Raw genomic sequence first — 18882 nt, 5'->3', positions numbered from 1 at the left:
ATGAAAATTGAAGCAGTTATTTTTGATTGGGCAGGCACGACGGTTGATTACGGATGTTTTGCACCACTAGAAGTATTCATGAAGATTTTTCATAAACGCGGCGTTGAAATTACAGCAGAAGAAGCACGTAAGCCAATGGGATTATTAAAAATAGATCATGTAAGGGCACTAACAGAAATGCCTCGTATTGCGGATGAGTGGAAGCGTGTCTTTGGTCACTTACCAACAGAAGCAGACATTCATGAGATGTATGAAGAGTTTGAAGAAATTCTCTTTTCTATTTTGCCAAGTTATGCTAAGCCGATTGATGGGGTAAAAGAAGTAATCGCTTCTTTACGTGAGAGAGGCATTAAAATCGGTTCAACAACTGGTTATACGAGAGAAATGATGGATATTGTAGCAAAGGAAGCAGCGTTACAAGGATATAAACCTGATTTTCTTGTTACGCCAGATGATGTTCCAGCAGGCCGCCCATACCCATGGATGTGCTATAAAAATGCTATGGAACTTGGTGTGTATCCGATGAACCATATGATAAAAGTAGGGGACACAGTATCAGATATGAAAGAAGGTAGAAATGCTGGAATGTGGACAGTTGGTGTAATTCTTGGAAGTAGTGAGCTCGGTTTAACGGAAGCGGAAGTGGAGAGTATGGATTCGGTAGAGCTTCGTGAAAAAATAGAAATAGTTCGTAATCGGTTTGTTGAAAATGGGGCTCATTTTACGATTGAAACGATGCAGGAGCTCGAAAACGTAATGGAACATATCGAGAAACAAGAACTTATTATTTCATAAAAGGGGTACGGGATCATGAATGAAAATCACTACTTATTATTAACACCAGGACCATTAACGACAACAAAATCCGTAAAAGAAGTTATGCTATACGATTGGTGTACGTGGGATGTTGAATATAATACGATGGTGCAAGAAGTAAGAGCTAAACTTGTATCGTTAGCGACGAAGGAAGAAGAGAAATATACAACAGTGTTAATGCAAGGAAGCGGTACGTTTTCAGTTGAAGCAGTAATTGGTTCTGTTATTCCGGGAAATGGGAAGCTTCTCGTTTGTACAAATGGTGCGTACGGTAAGCGCATTGTACAAATGGCAGAGATGTTACAGATTGATGTAGTGGTCAGCCAAACAGAAGAGTGGGAACCTACTAATATTGTAGAAGTAGAAAAGTTATTGCAAGAAGATAAAGAGATTACGCATATTGCAGTTGTTCATTGTGAAACAACGACAGGCATTATAAATCCAATTGTAGATGTATGTAGATTAGGAAAGCAGTATGGAAAGGTTACAATTGTTGATGCGATGAGTAGTTTCGGCGGGATTGAAATAGACATTGCTGATTTACAAATTGATTTTTTAATTAGTAGTGCGAATAAGTGTATTCAAGGGGTTCCTGGATTCGGATTTGTAATCGCAAAACGTGATGAATTATTGAAGTGTAAAGGGCAAGGACGATCTTTATCTCTTGATTTATATGATCAATGGGAAACGATGGAAAAACAAAATGGGAAATGGCGTTTTACTTCACCTACACATGTTGTACATGCTTTTTATCAAGCACTACTTGAACTAGAAAAAGAGGGTGGAGTAAGAGCGCGTTACAATCGATATTACAACAATCAAAAACTACTAGTGAATAGAATGGGAGAAATCGGATTTAAGCCACTAGTAGATGAGAAATATCAATCTCCTATTATTACATCTTTCATTTATCCAAAAGGGGAGTTCGAGTTTCAACAGTTATATAACGAATTAAAATGCTATGGATTTGTTATTTACCCTGGGAAAATTTCGAAAGTAGATACGTTCCGGATTGGAAATATAGGTGATGTACATGAAGAAGATATTAATCGCTTAGTTGATAGTATTGCTAAAGGAGCTGTTATTGGGTGAAAGTATTTTGTTTAGGGGGAGCAGGTAAAATTTGTCGTGAAGCTATTTTGGATTTAGTTCAATTTTCATCTTTTGAGACGATTACTGTAGCCGATTTTAACGAGGAAGAAGGCCGTAAAGTAGTAGAATGGCTCAACGATTCTCGTGTTGATTTTGTAAAAGTAGATGTAACGAATCACGAGGATACGGTTGCAAAAATGAAAGGTTATGACATTGTATTGGACGGTACGACGATAAAGCTAAACGGATTGTCGACTCGCTGTATTGCAGAAGCAGGCTGCCACGGTGTGAACTTAAATGGATTTGGTGAAGAAAATGAATCGCATGCTATATTTGTTCAAAATGAAAAAACATGTTTGCCTGGGTTTGGCATGACGCCAGGTGTAACGCAAATGATGGCAATGCATGCAGCAAATCAACTGGATACTGTAGAGTCTGTCCGCGTAAGTCACGGTTCGTATCGTCCGATTGCTTTTTCTGCTTCAATTACAGAGACAACGACATATGAATATGATCCACATTTACCATCGCGTACAGTGTATGAAGATGGTGAATTTAAACAAGTACTTCCGTTTGCGCGTCCGAGAGAAATAGAATTGCCAGCGCCTTATGGTAAGGAAACGCAGTATATCATTCCGCATTCTGAAACGATTACGTTAGCAAAGGCACTAGAAAATAAAGGTGTCAAACTGATAGAGACGAGAGGAACTTGGCCAAAGCAAAATATGCAACTTGTACGTGCTTTATATGATTACGGCATATTGCGTAATGATCAGATTGAAATAAACGGGAAAGAAATAGGCATTATGGATTGTATTTCACAGTATTTATTGCAATCGAAAGAAGGACAAGAAACAGAGCTTTATGGTTATGCACTTCATGTAGAAGTAATAGGTATGAAAAATAATGAGAAGCAAAGACATGTGTTATATCATACACATCCGTTATCTGATGGTTCTGTTGTAGGATGGGAAAAATTAAGAGCGTATACAAGAAACGTCGGTATTCCATTTGGGATTGCCGCAGAGTTAATTGCAAATGGAAATGTAAATAGGGTGGGTGTTGTTACGCCTGAAGAAGCTTTTGAAAATCCACAATTAATTTTTGATGAGCTAGCAAAGCGCGGTATTCATATTCATGAAGAAGTTTCTACTTACAAAGAAAATTATAACTTTGTATAAGTAAGGAAGTTTATGAGGGAGATATAAATGAGGTGAAGCTATGTCTGTAGTAGGAGAAGAAAGAAAGCGAACCATTCTTGAAAAGGTAGAATTTAAAGGGAAAGTAAAGGTTTCAGAATTAGCGAGAGAATTTGCTGTATCAACAGAAACGATTCGTCGTTATTTAGAAGAATTAGATCGTGAAAAGAAGCTGAAAAAAGTGTATGGTGGAGCTGTTCAACTTCCAGGCGCTGGGGTAGAGGCACCGATGTTAGAAAGAGAAATGTTACATATAGAAGAGAAGAAAAGAATTGGTTATAAAGCAGCGACATTTGTAGAAGATGGTGATGTCATTGCAATTGATGATGGAAGTACACCGCTTCAAATGGTTCCATACCTTGTTCATCGTAAAAACTTAACGATTGTAACAAGTTCATTTCCAGTCGCAACACAATTAATTTCTTCTATTAATAAAAAGATGTTTCACGGTGAAGTTTTATTTATAGGTGGAAAAGTATCTCCAAAGCATTCGCGTGTATCAGGGTCTATTTCTCAGCAAGTAATACAGCAATTCCATTTTCATAAAGCGTTCGTTTCGATTGATGGGTTATTACCTAGTTTTGGAGTTTCCAGCTTTGAATTAGAGAAAGCGAAATTGTCAGAGGCGATGATGAAATTAGCTGAGAAGACATATATTTTATGTGATCATACGAAGGTAGGCGTGAAAGGGAATTATCGTATAGCAGCATTTTCACGTATTCAACATGTAATTTGTGATAAAAAAATGCCATATAGTTTTGAAGAAGAACTTATGAAGCATAATATTCAGTGGACAGTTTGTTAAATAAAGTGAAAGTACCTAAACTCCCGCCTAATTTTTAGGAGGGAGTTTTATTGTCTGCAAATCGTAAAATAAAAGATTTGCATTTATGCAAAAAGTGGACACATTTTCTCATCTCTTTCATATAATTTACCAATACAAAAAAAGTTGGTCGAAGGAAAGAAGGGAGAACATGTCAGAACGAATATATAATAAACTTGTATTGTACGCGAATATTTTGCAAAAAATTGGTATCATCAATGAGAAGGAAAAAAGTGAAATTCTTCATACGATAGGTAAAAAAGCCCTTTGAATAAAGGGCTTTTTATTTTTTATCTTTAAAAATATAAATTTAATGTAATATTCTCATTGACAATGATAATGAGATTCATTATCATTTATTTGTGTGTAATTGATAAGGGTTATCAATTATAAAAATTATATATGATAGGGGATATTATTTTGAAAAAAAATTATATGAAGGCGCTAGTAGTAGCGACAACATTAGCGATTCCATTTGCTACGTATTCTACTCCAGCATTAGCGGCATTAAAAGTTGAAGCAAATCAATCGGTAGCAGCAGCGAGTGATCGCACGTATGATACTGAAATTAAAATATATAAGGACCAAAAAGACGAGCCATCTATGGTTTCTCAATATATAAAAGATCCTAAAGTAACGATTGCAGCTGGCAAAAAAATTGTCACTGTAACAATGCAAGATAGCGATTATTTTCAATATCTTAGAATAGAAGATAGAAACCAGCCTGGTGTATTTCATGATGTGAAGGTTTTATCAGAAGATAAGAGGAAGAACGGAACGAAAGTAGTCCAATTTGAAATTGGCGAGTTTGAGAAGAAGCACAATATGCAAATGCATATACTTATTCCAGCTATTGGATATGATCACAAATATCAAGTTCAATTTGAAATTAAAGATCCAACTGTAGGTAACAAAGAAACAGAGAAATCAGATGATAACTCTAATTCAGGCAATACGGAAACGGATACTCCAGTTGATAATCAAAATATGATAACAGATAACAAATTAAGAGAACTTGTGAATAAAAAAGTATTTAATAGAAAAGATTTAAATACACCAATTACGAAAGAAGAGTTATTACAAGTAAAGGATTTATTTTTAAATACAAATGAGATACTTGATTATAGTGCATTAAAATATATGCCAAATTTAAAATCTTTAACAGTTGCGAATGCGAAGATAAAAGACCCGTCGTTCTTTGCGAACTTAAAGCAATTAAATCATTTAGCTTTGCGTGGTAATGAATTTGCAGATGTAACGCCACTTGTTAAGATGGATAATTTAGAATCTCTTGATTTAAGTAATAATAAAATTACAAACGTTGCACCACTAACTGAAATGAAAAATGTAAAAAGTTTATATCTATCAGGCAACCAAATAGAAGATGTAACAGCATTAGCGAAAATGGAACAACTAGATTACTTGAATTTAGCAAATAATAAAATTACGAACGTTGCTCCATTAAGCGCTTTGAAAAATGTAACATACTTAACTTTAGCAGGTAATCAAATTGAAGATATTAAAGCGTTATATTCATTACCTTTAACAGATTTAGTATTAACACGTAATAAAGTTAAAGATTTATCCGGCATTGAGCAAATGAAGCAATTAGAAGAATTGTGGATCGGGAAAAATGAAATAAAAGATGTTACTCCTCTAAGTAAGATGACACAGTTAAAACAATTACACTTACCTAACAATGAGTTAAAGGATATTACGCCATTATCAAGTCTAGTAAACTTACAAAAGCTTGATTTAGAAGCGAATTATATTTCAGACTTATCACCAGTGAGCAATTTGAAAAAATTAGTATTTCTAAGTTTTGTTGCAAATGAAATCCGTGATGTCCGACCAGTTATAGAACTAAGTAAGACGGCTTATATTAATGTCCAAAATCAAAAAGTATTTTTAGAGGAAACAGAAGTAAATAAAGAAGTAAAAGTACCTATATATGAAAAAGATGGTGAGGTTTCTACGAAAATCCGTCTGAAGAGCGATAACGGTACGTATAGTAATGGTGTAGTGAAATGGAGTACACCAGGTGAGAAAGTATATGAATTTGGTGTGAAAGATCCATTCGCGGATACAGGAATCTTCTTTACAGGATCTGTTATTCAAAATGTAGTAGAAAGTAAAGACGGTAATACATCTAAAGAAGATGAGAAAACAGAAGTGGTAGAGTTTAAAGATGTGCCAAAAGGACATTGGTCAGAAGAAGCAATTAATTACTTAGCGAAAGAAAAGTTATTTATAGGCTATGGAAATGGTGAATTTGGATTTGGGGATAACATTACTCGTGGACAAGTAGCACTTCTAATACAAAGGTACTTAAAATTAGAAAATAATCTAAAACCAAAAACGACCTTTACAGATACGAAAGGAAATATGTATGAAACGGCTATTGATGCAGTAGTTCAAGCTGGGATTATGACAGGGTATGGAAATGATACATTCCGTCCAGATGGAGTATTAACTCGATATGAAATGTCAGTAGTACTACAAAGAGTATTTCAGTTAAAAGAAAATGAAAATAGTGCAGAGAACTTTAAAGATATACCAAATGGCCATTGGGCGAAAGGATATGTGAAAGCTTTAGTAGATAATAAAATATCAAAAGGTGACGGGGAAGGGAACTTTTTAGGAGATAATTTCGTAACACGTGAACAATACGCACAGTTTTTATATAATGCAATAAAGAAATAAAGTGAAACTTTAATCAGTGGGGGTCTTACTGCCCGGTAAATAGCGGGATAAAAAATGAGGAAAATACGCTATTCTTTAATTAAAGAATAGCGTATTTTTTTATGTGCAAAATGAAATAGGAAATAGATAGGAGTATAGACATATGAATAGCCTATTTTAAAGAAGAACCACGAAACTATATTGACAAAAAAGCGTTCTCATGTGATAATTCAATTAATTTTTAGAATAATCAAAAAATATTCCTTTTACATAGAAAGGATTCGAACCTTATATGAATATTATGCCGGGGGTGACGAAATGTTATTTTTTCTGAAGAGATGGAATGAATTAAAAGATGTGAAATCTGAATTGGCACTTCGTGATTGGTTTTATGGCACCAAAATTAGTTTATCGCTATGTACGTCAAAAGAGCCGTTAACATTCTTAGTAAATGTTGAGGGAAGAGATAAAGGGCTATTTTCGGAAGAAGATTTTATTGTCGTAAATTGCATGTGCGAGTCAGTATTTGAAAATGAAGAAAAACCAGCTGCAGAGTCATTTATGCATGCAGATATTTATAAAAAAAGTAGTGCAGGATGTATTTTACAAGTGCAGACTGTAGATAGTCATTTAATATCAGAGTTATATGGAGAAGAAGGAGAAGTAACGTTCGATAAACGCAGTGTGGAGCGTGTTTTCGGAAAAGAAGGTATAACAGAAATGACAATTCCAATTGTAGAAGATGAAAAAAAATTCGCTGATTTATTAGAAAGTAATGTTCCGAATTTCATTGAAGGTGGAGGAGTAGTTCTTGTTCATAATTACGGCATGATTGTGTGGGGGAAAACGCCAGAAGAATCGAAAAAATGGCTAGAGGGTATAGAATATTTAATGAACTATCATGTAAAGTTATTAATGATTAAGGGCGCAAGGAGCTCTGTTATATAAAAATGTATGTGATATGGATACAAGTTAATAAATAAATGAAAGCGTTTTAAAAATAATTTCACTCATAAAATATAGGTCTCCTTATTATATATAGATTACATGTTGACATGTAAGGAGGAACATATTTTGCGAGTTAAATATCATTTTCTGCCAAAGCAGCAAGTAACATTTTGCAAAATAAATGATTCTGGTGAAGAGGCACTGCAAATGATGAACGAAACGGGATTTCGAGCCATCCCGGTATTAGCAGAAGATGAGAAGAAATTCATGGGGATTATTTATAAAGTAGATTTATTAGAAAAAAAATGCAATAGCGGATTAGATCATGTAAGTGCAGGAGATATGCTTGACAATTCCAATGCATTTATTTTTGAAAAGGATTCCTTCTTCAGAGCCTTTTATGTAATTCGTCGGCTTCCGTTTTTAGCCGTGCTAAATGATTATAATGAATTTGTCGGTATGTTAACGCATTCGAATATATTTGATGTTATTGAAGATTCATTTGGTATGCGAACAGGTGGTTATATATTAACAATTGCAACACAAGATTGTAAGGGGACGATTAAAGAGCTTGGGACATTGTTAAAAGCATATAATATCGGTGGTTTGTTTACACTCGATAACGGTGATCAATATATCCGTCGGGTTATTGTAAATATATCAGATGAGTTAGATGAAACAAGATTAAAGCAATTAATCGGAAAAATAGAGAAAAAAGGATTCAGAGTGAGTCATGTAGATTATATTTAAGTTAAAAAGAAAAGTACCTATCTGTTATATACAGATAGGTACTTTTTTGTCCCGTTATTTGTGGGCGGTAAGATCCCCACCTCAAAATTCAGTGAAAGCAATGGGGGGCTTCCCGTAAAAGCCCGATTGGTGAGGGCTGGTTATATGTGAGTAATGAACTTTATTTTGAAACAGGAGGCGGGGATAATGCTAGATCAGATAAAAAAATAAAGTCTGCATGCTCACGAATTTTAGGGATAGAAGTTTCAATAACGCGTGATGTAATTTCACCTGGGGGGCCCACATGCCCGATAGCTACCATAATGGGTTTTTCTTGAATTTTTTTGATGAGTAATTGGGCTTGTTTTGAAATATGTCCTGCTGTATACACATCATCAAAAAATAGTTGGTTTTCAATAATAGGAACTCCTAATTCTTTTCCGATTTTTGGGACGACACTCTTAGGATTCGTTTTACTATCTAAGTAAAATAAACCGTGTTTTTTACAAGCAGCAAGTATAAGGCGAACAATTCTTTCATCCGCTGTTACTTTTGACCCCATATGATTGTTCATTCCAATTGCATGCGGAACTTCTTGAATCGCTTGTTCAAGTCGGTTGTTTATTTCTTCATCGCTTAAATCGGTTGTAATGGCTTTCGGCCCAAGCCATTCTTTTTTACCTTTAATAGGTTCCATTGGCATATGTATAATAACTTCATGGCCTTTCTTATGGGCAGCTATTGCATCTTCTTTTGTGGAAGGAAGAAAAGGCATAACAGCAACAGTTAGTGGAATTGGAAGTGACAACATTTGATTAGTCCCCTTCATATTATTGCCGAAATCATCAATGACAATAGCAACTTTATTCGTATGAGCAGTTGCTTGAATAGGAAATAAGAAGGACGGTAAAAACAAAACAATGATGAATAATGCAATCGTATATTTTCGCATATAAATATTTCCTTTCTCTTGTTATCCCGCTATTTGTGGGTAGTAAGACTCCCACCTCAACATTGGGCTGGATAGGTGGGAGATTCACTGCCAATAAACGCCCGATTGGTGAATGCTAATAATCAGTGGGGCTGAACAAAAAACACTGATGAAAGTTTCACTTTATCAATCATCATTATGTTTTGCTTTTTTATATAAATTAAACAAAAAATGTCGAAGAAAAGTAGGTGGAAAATTAAGAATCCCCGGTTTACGTAGAATTTGTAAAAAAAGAAGATGAAAAAAATGTCTATTATTGCGAATGTATTTACAAAGATAGAATAATTTGTAATAATTCTCAAAGTGAGGGTAAAGATTTGTAAATTACAGGGAGAAAATGTTAAATTTTCTGATTCTTCAAATTTGCATATGATTAAGTAGTTAAAAAAGTCAATGGAGAAGTGAACTTGAGAGCATGGAAGTATAATAAGGGGGATATGGATGTTTACTGTAAAAAGGAAGTACACATTAGAAAAGCTTTCACGTGATATTCATATGAAACGTGAAGAAATGATTCAACTAGGATTAACAAGTGGGCTAAATAGTAAGGAGACAATTCAAGTTAGTCAAGAATTGGACAAGCTTATTTTACAATATCAGTGTTATAAAGAAAAACAAACACCGAAATGGTTTTCAATTATAAAAATACCTATTTTCCAAATCGGGTATGAAGGAAAATCAAATAATTTTTGGCGAATGCTTGTCGCTGGTTTTATGAAATAAGTATAATTACCCTTATAGGATAAGGATAATTATACTATGTGTAACGGAATTTCGATATGAACTGTCGTTCCTTCGTTTTCTGTACTGTCAATAAAAATATGCCCATTATACATCTCTACAATTCGTTTACATATGACAAGTCCAAGACCTGTTCCAGTATCTTTATTAGTAAAGAACGGATGAAAGAGGTGTTTTTGAATATGTTGTGGAATCCCTTTCCCAGTATCTATAATCTGCAATTGTGCGTGTGTTTCATTGTTTTTTACTACAATGGTTAGTGTATCACTAGAAGTCATAGCCTCAATTGCATTTTTTGTAATGTTTAAAACCACTTGTTTCATATGGTCTTTCGAACAACGGATATGAACAGGATGGTCTGGCAAATGTAAATGGAATACAATGTTATGTAAATTCGCCTCAGATTGAATAATTAATGCTACCTCATTTAGAATTGTTCTTACATCATATGTTTGTTCGATGATGGCGGTTGGCTTTCCGAGAATAAGAAATTCACTTACAATTTCATTGATTCGCTCTATTTCTTGTTCAATTACGGAAAAGTAGAACTGATCTTGTTCATCTTTATATTTCTCTTTTAATAGAGCGACGAGTCCTTTAATTCCAGTAAGAGGATTACGGATTTCGTGTGCTGTACTTGCTGCAAAAGTTCCAACTAATTCAATTTTCTGTAGTTCGTTTTGTTGTCTTTCAAGTTTTGTTTGACGTTTTAACAACATATATTGAGCAAGTAAAAATAAAACAGACATTAAAAATAAAGTAGCGATACACTCTATTGCAACCCACTGGTATAAGGTTTTCTGATGAATAGGTAATGGAGAAACAGAGACCTTCCAATTTAATCTTTGGAGTGGGGTAGTAAGCATATTAGAATGCGTATCACTTGTGTCGTTATTATCATCGGTTAGAAAAACTACATCATGTTTATCAGTTACCTCAAAATGGTATTGTGGTTTAATGGCATTTAAAGAAGATGAAATGTAATCAAAGCGTAAACTAGCTAATAATAATCCTGAGAGCTCTTTCTGTTTATTGAATATGGGGGTAGCAATCATAATAGCTTTATGTCCAAGAACGCGATCAGTAATGACTGATGATACAGTGGTTTTTTTAGTTTGTAGCACGTCTTGAATATATTTACGGTCTGAAACATCTATAGGCTTTGATTCATCTTCAGATGCGATTGTAATGACCCCTTCTGGTGTAGCGTAATATAAACCAGAAAAGCGTGCATCGTTCCCATCTGTATCATGTACAATTTGTTTAATGCCGTTTATATTACCAGTCTCGGTGCCTACAACTTTTGCAAGCATGTCTAAAGCAGAAATTGCTTCACCAAGATGATGATCTAAATAATCTCTATATAAAAAGAGAACTGTATGAGCGGATAATTTATTTTCCTGTTTCATTTTATATGTATGATACGAATAAAATGTAGCACCAATCCCTATTGTCGGTAGGATAACAAGCAATATATATATAATTATGCTTTGGAATTTGACTTTCAAATGTGGTACTCCTTCTTTTTTTATTATCATTATATATAAACTATGTTAAAATTGTCATGTTTTTATTCAAGAATGATTCTTAATATATTAGGGGAGAGGAAATGGATGAGTGAATGCTCATTCGGAATTCACATGAAGTATGAAGTGGCATTTTCTTTTTATTGGTGAGAATTTAAGTGAAGGGTTGAAAGTTGTATGACATCAAATAATGAACGAGAAGATATTTCTCAATCTTTAAAAGTATTTATTGCATTATCTCGTGTACATCGTTCTGTTATGGATACTACAAATAAATCTATACAAAGTAACGGGTTAAATCCAACTGAATTTGCTGTATTAGAACTGCTATATCATAAAGGCGGTCAACCACTCCAGCAAATTGGTGAGCGCATTTTAATAGCCAGTGGCAGCATTACATATGTTGTAGATAAGCTGGAGAAAAAGGGATTAGTAAAGAGAATCCCATGTCCGAATGACAGACGTGTTATTTACGCGCAATTAACTGAGTCTGGCGAGAACTTTATTGCTTCTATTTTTCCGGGGCATGAGAAAGTTATACATCAGTCTTTTGAAATGTTAACGAAAGATGAAAAAGATGAATTACTTGATCTATTAAAAAAAATTGGGAAGTATGAAAAATAATAATATGTTCCAAAGGAGCTTTGGATAAATAAATCCAGGGCTTTTTTATTTGCAATGAACTCAGAGTAGTCACTGCCGAATTTTGTTGAAAATTAAGAGGGAATTCGAGAATACGTATTGAATTATAATAAAGGTATGTAATGGAGAGGAGGCTCGTTCATGTCATTTAAAGACTATGAATATAAACGCCCAAATATTGAAGAGTTAAAAGAGAAATTTACTGTTGCTTTAGAGAAGTTTGATAACGCAAAAACTGTAGAAGAACAAAAACAAGTCATTCATTCAATTAATGAAATTCGCAACGATTTTGGTACAATGGGAAACCTTTGTTACATTCGCCATTCTGTTGATACGACGGATACTTTTTATAAGGAGGAGCAGGATTTCTTTGATGAATTCTCTCCAGTTGTACAAGGATATGGTACAAAATATTATAAGGCACTTATTAATTCTCCATTTCGTGAAGAATTAGAGGCGTATTATGGAAAACAATTATTTGCTCTAGCAGAATGTGATTTAAAAACATATTCAGATGAAGTCGTGAAAGATTTACAATTAGAAAATAAATTATCGTCGCAATATACACAGTTATTAGCATCCGCAAAAATTGACTTTGCTGGAGAAGAAAGAACGTTATCGCAATTGATTCCGTTTATGCAAGGAAAAGAAAGAAGCGAACGTAAAGCAGCAAGTGAAGCATACTACGGATTTTTAGCTGGAAATGAGGAAGAACTAGATCGTATTTATGATGAGCTTGTTAAAGTGAGAACGAAAATCGCAAAATCTTTAGGTTTTAAAACCTTTGTTGAACTTGGATATGCAAGAATGTACCGTACAGATTATAATGCGGAGATGGTGGCTAATTACCGTCAGCAAGTGCTGGATTATATCGTTCCCGTTACAACGGAATTAAGAAAGCGACAACAAGCACGTATCGGTGTAGAGAAGTTAGCTTATTACGACGAAAACTTTGAGTTTGCTACAGGTAACCCAACTCCAAAAGGAGATGCGGATTGGATTGTTGATCATGGAAAGACCATGTATAAAGAGTTATCGGCTGAAACAGATGAATTTTTCAATTTCATGCTAGATAACGATTTATTAGATTTAGTTGCGAAAAAAGGAAAAGCTGGTGGCGGATATTGTACATATATTGAGAATTATAAAGCGCCATTTATTTTCTCAAACTTCAATGGAACATCTGGTGACATTGATGTATTAACACATGAAGCAGGTCATGCTTTCCAAGTATATGAAAGTCGTAAATTTGAAATTCCAGAATATAATTGGCCAACATATGAGGCATGTGAAATCCACTCTATGAGTATGGAATTCTTTACATGGCCATGGATGAAGCTATTCTTTGAAGAAGATGCAGATAAATACTACTTCTCTCACTTAAGTTCAGCACTTCTGTTTTTACCTTATGGTGTATCTGTTGATGAATATCAACATTATGTATATGAAAATCCTGAAGCATCACCTGAAGAGCGTAAGACAGCATGGCGTAACATAGAGAAGAAATATTTACCGCATCGTGATTATGAGGATAATGATTATTTAGAGCGCGGTGGTTTTTGGCAACGTCAAGGGCATATTTATAGCTCACCTTTCTATTATATTGATTACACGCTTGCTCAAATTTGTGCGCTACAATTTTGGAAACGTGCAAGAGATAATAGACAAGAGGCATGGGAAGATTATGTGAATCTGTGCCAACAAGGTGGAAGTAAATCGTTCTTAGAATTAGTAGAAATTGCAAATTTAACATCACCATTTGCTGAAGGCTGTGTGAAAAGTGTTATTACAGAAATTGAAGCATGGTTACATGCGATTGACGACACAAAATTGTAAAAAACATGCGCTTTTTTTCACATGTTTAACATCGACATAATGGGAAAATGATGAGATAATAAAAGAAAATTCAGAATACTAAAGAGGTGTTTCTAATAAGGAGCACCTCTTTTCACCAACAAAAAGGGGGGAAAGAAGTATGCTTCAATCTAATATGGATGTGAGTTTAGAAAGTTTAGTAAGCTCATTACAGTCTACTCGAAGCACGCTATTATCAGAAATTGAAATGTTAAATGATACAGAAGTGAATGTAAAGCCACGCCGTGATAAATGGAGTATTATTCAAATTTTACACCACTTGCATTTAGTTGAACAATCTGTCACGTCTGCCCTTGTATATGCTTTACAAAAAAATGAAAGAAACATGACTCCATTTAAAGACCTCCAACTTACGCTTGATCGCACACATAAACGAGAAGCTCCTCAGCAAATGCAACCAACAGAAACTTTAATGAAAAAACAGCAAGGAATTCAATTACTAGAACATTCACGACAAGAACTATTACATGCGCTTCATAGTGTTATAGATGAAAAAGATCTATTTGAAAATGGATTAAAGCATCCTGTTTTTAATGATCTGAATTTGTATCAATGGGTTCAATTTCTTGATTTGCATGAACAAAGACATCTTACGCAATTAAAAGAGGCGAAACATGCAATTTTGCAGCGCTAAAGTGGAAGAAGTGGGAAACCACTTCTTTTTTTGATACGTGCATAGTTTTCTTTCTTATTTTGGAATACTACATGGAGAAAGAAAAGAAGGAGTTGAAAAAATATGTCTAAGAAGAAGCGAGAAGAAGAGCGCGCCTGGAAAGCGCGTAAAGAAAATCAACAACCGCACGGAAAAGTGAAAGCTTTTGCTGAATTAGTTGAAGGAACAGAAAAAACGTGATGATTATTTCATCACGTTTTTTGTATGAGTGGAAAAGTTAATAAAAAGGTTGTACCGATTCCTTTTTCACTTATAATATCAATTTTTCCATTCATAGCTTGAACAACACTGAATACGACCATCATTCCAAGTCCAGTGCCTTTTTCTTTCGTTGAATAGAAAGGCGAGCCAAGACGTTTTACTTGTTCTGAATCCATACCGACTCCTGTATCTTTTATATATAACTGAATATGCTTATGATCAGGAACTAATGTGAAATAAAGATCACCGCCTTTTGGCATAGCCTCAATGCAATTTTTTAAAATATTTAATAAACATTGATTTAGTTTTTGCTTTTCTCCAGCGATAAAAAAAGAAGTGCTTTGCTTTATATAATGAGTACGTACATTTGTTAAATTAGCAAGCGGTGTAATTAACGACAATGCATGTAGTAATTCTTCTTCTAACTGTAATGTTTGTTCTTTTTCAATGCTTGGTTTAGCAAAGGTTAAATAATCTGTAAGAACATGATTTGCTTGTTCAATGCCGTTAATGGCAATGTCGATATATAATTTTCGTTCCTGCTCAGTGCATGTATCTGATTGTAACAGTTGTAAAAACCCTTTTGTTGAAGTTAATGGATTGCGAATTTCATGAGAGATAGACGCTGCCATTTCACCAATTAAATGAAATTTTTCAGCATTTATAAGTTCGTTTTGGAGACGAACTTGAGTTTGTAATATGTGTAGTAAATATAAAATTAGAATCGTACCAAGCATTGAACATAACTCATACACAATAATATGCGGTATATAATCAGTCTTATTTGTAACCTTTGAAAGGAAGAAGGGTATCCAACTAAATCCGTATGTGAGACTGTAGATAATAGCAAGTGTTATTTTTATACGATTAGAAGTTCGATTGAAAAATTTATATGTTAATAGTAGAACAATAAATAGAAGAACAGAACCGATAAGAGATGGGAAAACACCGATCCCACCTAATAATAAGCGATATATGTTTAATACAACTAAGATAGAACCACCAGCAATAGGCCCTCCCGTTAATGTACCGACAATTAATACAATATGGCGCATATCAAATTGAAAACCATTATTTGTTTTTGCTGCAAATGTAATACAGAGTACGGTAGCGAGGCAACAGAGTACAATGAATATAGCTGAATTTAATTTAGGAGAGCGTTTCCCTTTTTGATTCCAAAATAAATGATATACGAGCATTGTAATCAGGATGAATAATATATTTAAAAAGAGATAAATAATAAAGGATTTCAGTGGGATGCCTCCTCTCTTCTTATATTAAATTAATCATACTATAAAATGAAAGAAATGAAATGATAAATAGCGGAAAAATCAGAAATTTTTACGCTAGTATACAATATGTTACAATAAGCTGTGTCAATGAAAGAAGAAATTCCGTGCACCGCGCGGGAGAGGTTCGCGAACTCCCTCTATAAAAAACTATGGAAACAACAATATCCTTAGGTATTGTTTTGTTTTTTTATTGTGACAGTTCAAGAACGTTCTTTCTTCTTATTTATAGTAGAGAAGGAGAATGAGTGAAATGAAAAAAGAAAAAGCAGTTGTTGTTTTTAGTGGAGGACAAGATAGTACGACATGTTTATTTTGGGCAATAGAGCAGTTTGCAGAGGTAGAAGCTGTAACATTTAATTACAATCAACGTCATAAGCTAGAAATTGATTGTGCAGCGGAAATTGCAAAAGAGCTAGGAATAAAGCATACGGTACTAGATATGAGTCTATTAAATCAACTTGCTCCAAATGCGTTAACGAGAACGGATATGGAGATTACACATGAAGAAGGTGAATTGCCATCGACATTTGTAGATGGACGAAATTTACTCTTCCTATCATTTGCTGCTGTATTAGCAAAACAAGTTGGAGCACGTCATATTGTAACAGGTGTATGTGAAACTGATTTCAGTGGTTATCCAGACTGCCGTGACGTGTTTGTGAAATCGTTAAACGTTACTTTAAATTTATCTATGGATTACCCGTTTGTCATTCACACGCCACTTATGTGGATTGATAAAGCTGAAACATGGAAATTATCAGATGAACTTGGAGCATTTGAGTTTGTTCGGGAAAAAACATTAACATGTTATAACGGAATCATTGGTGATGGTTGCGGTGAATGTCCAGCATGTCAACTTCGTAAAGCAGGATTAGATACGTACCTACAGGAACGCGAAGGAGCGAACAACTAATGGATAACTTTTTTGGATTTCGCATCGTAGAGAATTTGCAAAAAATGGACAAGGATATTCAGCGTAAACAACTCAAATACCATAATAAAAGAGTAATGGTCAGCAAGGAATTTACATTTGATGCAGCACACCATTTACACTGTTATGAAGGGAAATGTAAAAACTTACATGGTCACACATATAAAGTTGTATTTGGAATTAGTGGATATGTAAATGAAATAGGTCTTGCAATTGACTTTGGAGATATAAAAGAAATTTGGAAGAATGAAATCGAAATTTATTTAGATCATCGTTATTTAAACGAAACGTTACCTGCAATGAATACGACTGCTGAAAATATGGTCGTTTGGATTTATGAAAAGATGGCAGAAGCACTAACAAAAGAGAATCGAGTGAACGAATATAAAGGAGCTCGCGTTGAATTTGTTCGTCTATTTGAGACGCCGACTAGTTATGCGGAAGTAAGACGGGAGTGGATGCTTGATGAGTAAAATCCCTGTCTTAGAAATATTCGGTCCGACTATTCAAGGTGAAGGAATGGTTGTAGGGCAAAAGACAATGTTTATCCGTACAGCTGGTTGTGATTATAGCTGTGCTTGGTGTGATTCTGCTTTTACGTGGGATGGATCAGCTAAAGATCAAATTAGACAGATGACACCAGAAGATATTTGGGATGAGCTTGTTGCAATTGGAGGAGAAAATTTTTCTCATGTTACGATTTCAGGTGGAAATCCGGCATTACTGAAAAATATTGAGTTTCTTCTTTCAATATTAAAAGAAAATGGAATGCGAACGGCAATTGAAACGCAAGGGAGTAAATGGCAAGATTGGTTACTTCAAATTGATGAGGTAACAATTTCTCCAAAACCACCAAGTTCGACGATGAAAACAGATTTTCAGAAGTTAGATGCTATTATTCAGAAACTAGCAGGAAAAGATATTAGTTTAAAAGTAGTAGTATTCGATGATCATGATTTTGAATATGCAGTTAAGATGCACGAACGTTATCCAGGTGTACCATTTTTCCTGCAAGTAGGAAACGATGATACAAAAACAGTGGATGATGCGATGCTTATTAAAAAATTATTAGATAAGTATGAGTGGCTGATTGATAAAGCTGTAAATTGTAAAGAGATGAATGATGCAAAAGTATTGCCTCAGCTTCATGCGTTAGTATGGGGAAATAAACGCGGCGTATAACGAGAAGGGATGTTTAAAATGACTGGAAGATTAGATGAAGATTTAAAAGATGTAACATTATTAGGAAATCAAAATACAAAATATTTATTTGAATATAGCCCAGAAATATTAGAGGTATTTGATAATAATCATCCAAACCGTGATTATTTTGTAAAATTCAATTGTCCTGAATTTACAAGTTTATGTCCGAAAACAGGACAACCAGATTTTGCAACAATTTATATTAGCTATATTCCAGAGCAAAAAATGGTAGAGAGTAAATCTTTAAAGTTGTATTTATTTAGTTTCCGCAATCATGGTGATTTCCACGAAGATTGCATGAACGTTATTATGAACGATTTAATTAAATTAATGGATCCACGTTACATTGAGGTATGGGGGAAATTCACACCACGTGGTGGCATTTCAATTGATCCATACTGCAACTACGGTCGCCCAGGGACGAAGTATGAACAAATGGCTGACTACCGCATGATGAACCACGATCTATATCCGGAAACAATTGATAATCGTTAATAGAAAGAAAGGGCCTGTATACT

The 18882-nt window shown here is 34.4% G+C and carries 19 protein-coding genes and 1 riboswitch; of the genes, 16 read left to right on the top strand and 3 right to left on the bottom strand.

The genetic code is table 11. The features are described from left to right. From phnX to cbpA, 7 genes are all read left to right on the top strand, one after another. Positions 1-795 carry a phosphonoacetaldehyde hydrolase gene (gene phnX, locus CQ064_RS02795; RefSeq protein WP_000687382.1) on the top strand — a complete coding sequence of 265 codons (795 nt, stop codon included), beginning with the start codon at positions 1-3 and terminating at the stop codon, positions 793-795. 15 nt (positions 796-810) lie between these two features. Then, positions 811-1908, top strand: coding sequence for a 2-aminoethylphosphonate--pyruvate transaminase (gene phnW, locus CQ064_RS02790; RefSeq protein ID WP_001004785.1), 1098 nt, complete (start codon positions 811-813; stop codon positions 1906-1908). Continuing rightward, positions 1905-3089 (top strand): saccharopine dehydrogenase family protein, encoded by a 1185-nt coding sequence (locus CQ064_RS02785; protein ID WP_000862169.1) that lies wholly within the window; start codon positions 1905-1907, stop codon positions 3087-3089. The genes phnW and CQ064_RS02785 overlap by 4 nt, the downstream gene beginning before the upstream one ends. A 40-nt stretch (positions 3090-3129) precedes the next feature. Continuing rightward, positions 3130-3912 carry a DeoR/GlpR family DNA-binding transcription regulator gene (locus CQ064_RS02780; protein WP_000117666.1) on the top strand — a complete coding sequence of 261 codons (783 nt, stop codon included), beginning with the start codon at positions 3130-3132 and terminating at the stop codon, positions 3910-3912. Between the two features lie 420 nt (positions 3913-4332). Further along, entirely contained in the window at positions 4333-6633 is a 2301-nt protein-coding gene (locus tag CQ064_RS02770) for an NEAT domain-containing leucine-rich repeat protein (protein ID WP_003269926.1), read from the top strand. 297 nt (positions 6634-6930) lie between these two features. Then, complete coding sequence (locus CQ064_RS02765; protein WP_000896010.1) at positions 6931-7560, top strand: class II aldolase/adducin family protein; 630 nt, start codon at positions 6931-6933, stop codon at positions 7558-7560. Between the two features lie 126 nt (positions 7561-7686). After that, positions 7687-8310, top strand: coding sequence for a cyclic di-AMP binding protein CbpA (cbpA, locus tag CQ064_RS02760; protein WP_001264203.1), 624 nt, complete (start codon positions 7687-7689; stop codon positions 8308-8310). 160 nt (positions 8311-8470) lie between these two features. On the opposite strand, the gene CQ064_RS02755 is transcribed toward cbpA, so the two are convergent. Beyond that, complete coding sequence (locus tag CQ064_RS02755) at positions 8471-9241, bottom strand: divergent polysaccharide deacetylase family protein (protein ID WP_001234111.1); 771 nt, start codon at positions 9239-9241, stop codon at positions 8471-8473. A 480-nt stretch (positions 9242-9721) separates the two neighbouring features. On the opposite strand from CQ064_RS02755, the gene CQ064_RS02750 reads away from it, so the two are divergent. After that, the gene (locus CQ064_RS02750) at positions 9722-10003 is read left to right on the top strand and encodes an aspartyl-phosphate phosphatase Spo0E family protein (protein ID WP_000495527.1); all 282 of its coding nucleotides are present in this window, start codon (positions 9722-9724) and stop codon (positions 10001-10003) included. Between the two features lie 29 nt (positions 10004-10032). Here CQ064_RS02750 and CQ064_RS02745 read toward each other — a convergent pair whose 3' ends face one another. Continuing rightward, the gene (locus CQ064_RS02745; RefSeq protein ID WP_000865057.1) at positions 10033-11529 is read right to left on the bottom strand and encodes a DUF3149 domain-containing protein; all 1497 of its coding nucleotides are present in this window, start codon (positions 11527-11529) and stop codon (positions 10033-10035) included. 195 nt (positions 11530-11724) lie between these two features. Between CQ064_RS02745 and CQ064_RS02740 the strand changes: the two genes are divergently transcribed. The 4 genes from CQ064_RS02740 to CQ064_RS33920 all read left to right on the top strand — a co-directional run bounded on the left by CQ064_RS02740 (position 11725) and on the right by CQ064_RS33920 (position 14917). Continuing rightward, positions 11725-12171 (top strand): MarR family winged helix-turn-helix transcriptional regulator, encoded by a 447-nt coding sequence (locus CQ064_RS02740; protein ID WP_000203336.1) that lies wholly within the window; start codon positions 11725-11727, stop codon positions 12169-12171. 159 nt (positions 12172-12330) lie between these two features. After that, entirely contained in the window at positions 12331-14025 is a 1695-nt protein-coding gene (locus tag CQ064_RS02735; protein WP_000008581.1) for a M3 family oligoendopeptidase, read from the top strand. 139 nt (positions 14026-14164) lie between these two features. Then, positions 14165-14698 (top strand): DinB family protein, encoded by a 534-nt coding sequence (locus CQ064_RS02730; protein WP_000941977.1) that lies wholly within the window; start codon positions 14165-14167, stop codon positions 14696-14698. A gap of 102 nt (positions 14699-14800) precedes the next feature. After that, a complete protein-coding gene (locus tag CQ064_RS33920; protein WP_000038355.1) occupies positions 14801-14917 on the top strand; it encodes a DUF6254 family protein in 117 nt (38 codons plus the stop codon). A gap of 11 nt (positions 14918-14928) precedes the next feature. Here the strand turns inward: CQ064_RS33920 and kinB are convergent, their stop codons facing one another. Then, positions 14929-16137 carry a sporulation sensor histidine kinase KinB gene (kinB, locus tag CQ064_RS02720; RefSeq protein WP_000964151.1) on the bottom strand — a complete coding sequence of 403 codons (1209 nt, stop codon included), beginning with the start codon at positions 16135-16137 and terminating at the stop codon, positions 14929-14931. Between the two features lie 206 nt (positions 16138-16343). After that, positions 16344-16387, top strand: a riboswitch (PreQ1 riboswitch). 93 nt (positions 16388-16480) lie between these two features. On the opposite strand from kinB, the gene queC reads away from it, so the two are divergent. Genes queC through queF form a run of 4 tightly spaced genes read left to right on the top strand, consistent with a single transcriptional unit; the run spans position 16481 to position 18859 of the window. Beyond that, positions 16481-17143 carry a 7-cyano-7-deazaguanine synthase QueC gene (gene queC / locus CQ064_RS02715; protein WP_000711595.1) on the top strand — a complete coding sequence of 221 codons (663 nt, stop codon included), beginning with the start codon at positions 16481-16483 and terminating at the stop codon, positions 17141-17143. Beyond that, positions 17143-17634: a 6-carboxytetrahydropterin synthase QueD gene (gene queD / locus CQ064_RS02710; RefSeq protein ID WP_000368414.1), complete on the top strand. Its 492-nt coding sequence runs from the start codon at positions 17143-17145 to the stop codon at positions 17632-17634. Before queC ends, queD begins: the two co-directional genes overlap by 1 nt. Then, positions 17627-18343, top strand: coding sequence for a 7-carboxy-7-deazaguanine synthase QueE (queE, locus tag CQ064_RS02705; protein ID WP_000036299.1), 717 nt, complete (start codon positions 17627-17629; stop codon positions 18341-18343). The genes queD and queE overlap by 8 nt, the downstream gene beginning before the upstream one ends. Before the next feature lie 18 nt (positions 18344-18361). Next, positions 18362-18859: a preQ(1) synthase gene (gene queF / locus CQ064_RS02700; protein WP_001986050.1), complete on the top strand. Its 498-nt coding sequence runs from the start codon at positions 18362-18364 to the stop codon at positions 18857-18859. Positions 18860-18882: the final 23 nt, after the last annotated feature.

The organism is Bacillus sp. MYb78 (genome assembly GCF_002975115.1).
Lineage (GTDB): Bacteria > Bacillota > Bacilli > Bacillales > Bacillaceae_G > Bacillus_A > Bacillus_A cereus.
Note: the sequence above shows the minus strand (reverse complement) of the source record. Positions and strands in the feature narration are given on the sequence as shown.

Bases quoted from the DNA above. Each gene is read 5' to 3' on its own strand.
- CQ064_RS02740 (WP_000203336.1), top strand. From the start codon at position 11,725: ATGACATCAAATAATGAACGAGAAGATATTTCTCAATCTTTAAAAGTA.
- queF (WP_001986050.1), top strand. From the start codon at position 18,362: ATGACTGGAAGATTAGATGAAGATTTAAAAGATGTAACATTATTAGGA.
- phnW (WP_001004785.1), top strand. From the start codon at position 811: ATGAATGAAAATCACTACTTATTATTAACACCAGGACCATTAACGACA.
- CQ064_RS02765 (WP_000896010.1), top strand. From the start codon at position 6,931: ATGTTATTTTTTCTGAAGAGATGGAATGAATTAAAAGATGTGAAATCT.
- CQ064_RS02770 (WP_003269926.1), top strand. From the start codon at position 4,333: ATGATAGGGGATATTATTTTGAAAAAAAATTATATGAAGGCGCTAGTA.
- CQ064_RS33920 (WP_000038355.1), top strand. From the start codon at position 14,801: ATGTCTAAGAAGAAGCGAGAAGAAGAGCGCGCCTGGAAAGCGCGTAAA.
- phnX (WP_000687382.1), top strand. From the start codon at position 1: ATGAAAATTGAAGCAGTTATTTTTGATTGGGCAGGCACGACGGTTGAT.
- CQ064_RS02755 (WP_001234111.1), bottom strand. From the start codon at position 9,241: ATGCGAAAATATACGATTGCATTATTCATCATTGTTTTGTTTTTACCG.
- CQ064_RS02735 (WP_000008581.1), top strand. From the start codon at position 12,331: ATGTCATTTAAAGACTATGAATATAAACGCCCAAATATTGAAGAGTTA.
- kinB (WP_000964151.1), bottom strand. From the start codon at position 16,137: ATGCTCGTATATCATTTATTTTGGAATCAAAAAGGGAAACGCTCTCCT.
- CQ064_RS02730 (WP_000941977.1), top strand. From the start codon at position 14,165: ATGCTTCAATCTAATATGGATGTGAGTTTAGAAAGTTTAGTAAGCTCA.
- CQ064_RS02750 (WP_000495527.1), top strand. From the start codon at position 9,722: ATGTTTACTGTAAAAAGGAAGTACACATTAGAAAAGCTTTCACGTGAT.
- CQ064_RS02780 (WP_000117666.1), top strand. From the start codon at position 3,130: ATGTCTGTAGTAGGAGAAGAAAGAAAGCGAACCATTCTTGAAAAGGTA.
- queD (WP_000368414.1), top strand. From the start codon at position 17,143: ATGGATAACTTTTTTGGATTTCGCATCGTAGAGAATTTGCAAAAAATG.
- queC (WP_000711595.1), top strand. From the start codon at position 16,481: ATGAAAAAAGAAAAAGCAGTTGTTGTTTTTAGTGGAGGACAAGATAGT.
- queE (WP_000036299.1), top strand. From the start codon at position 17,627: ATGAGTAAAATCCCTGTCTTAGAAATATTCGGTCCGACTATTCAAGGT.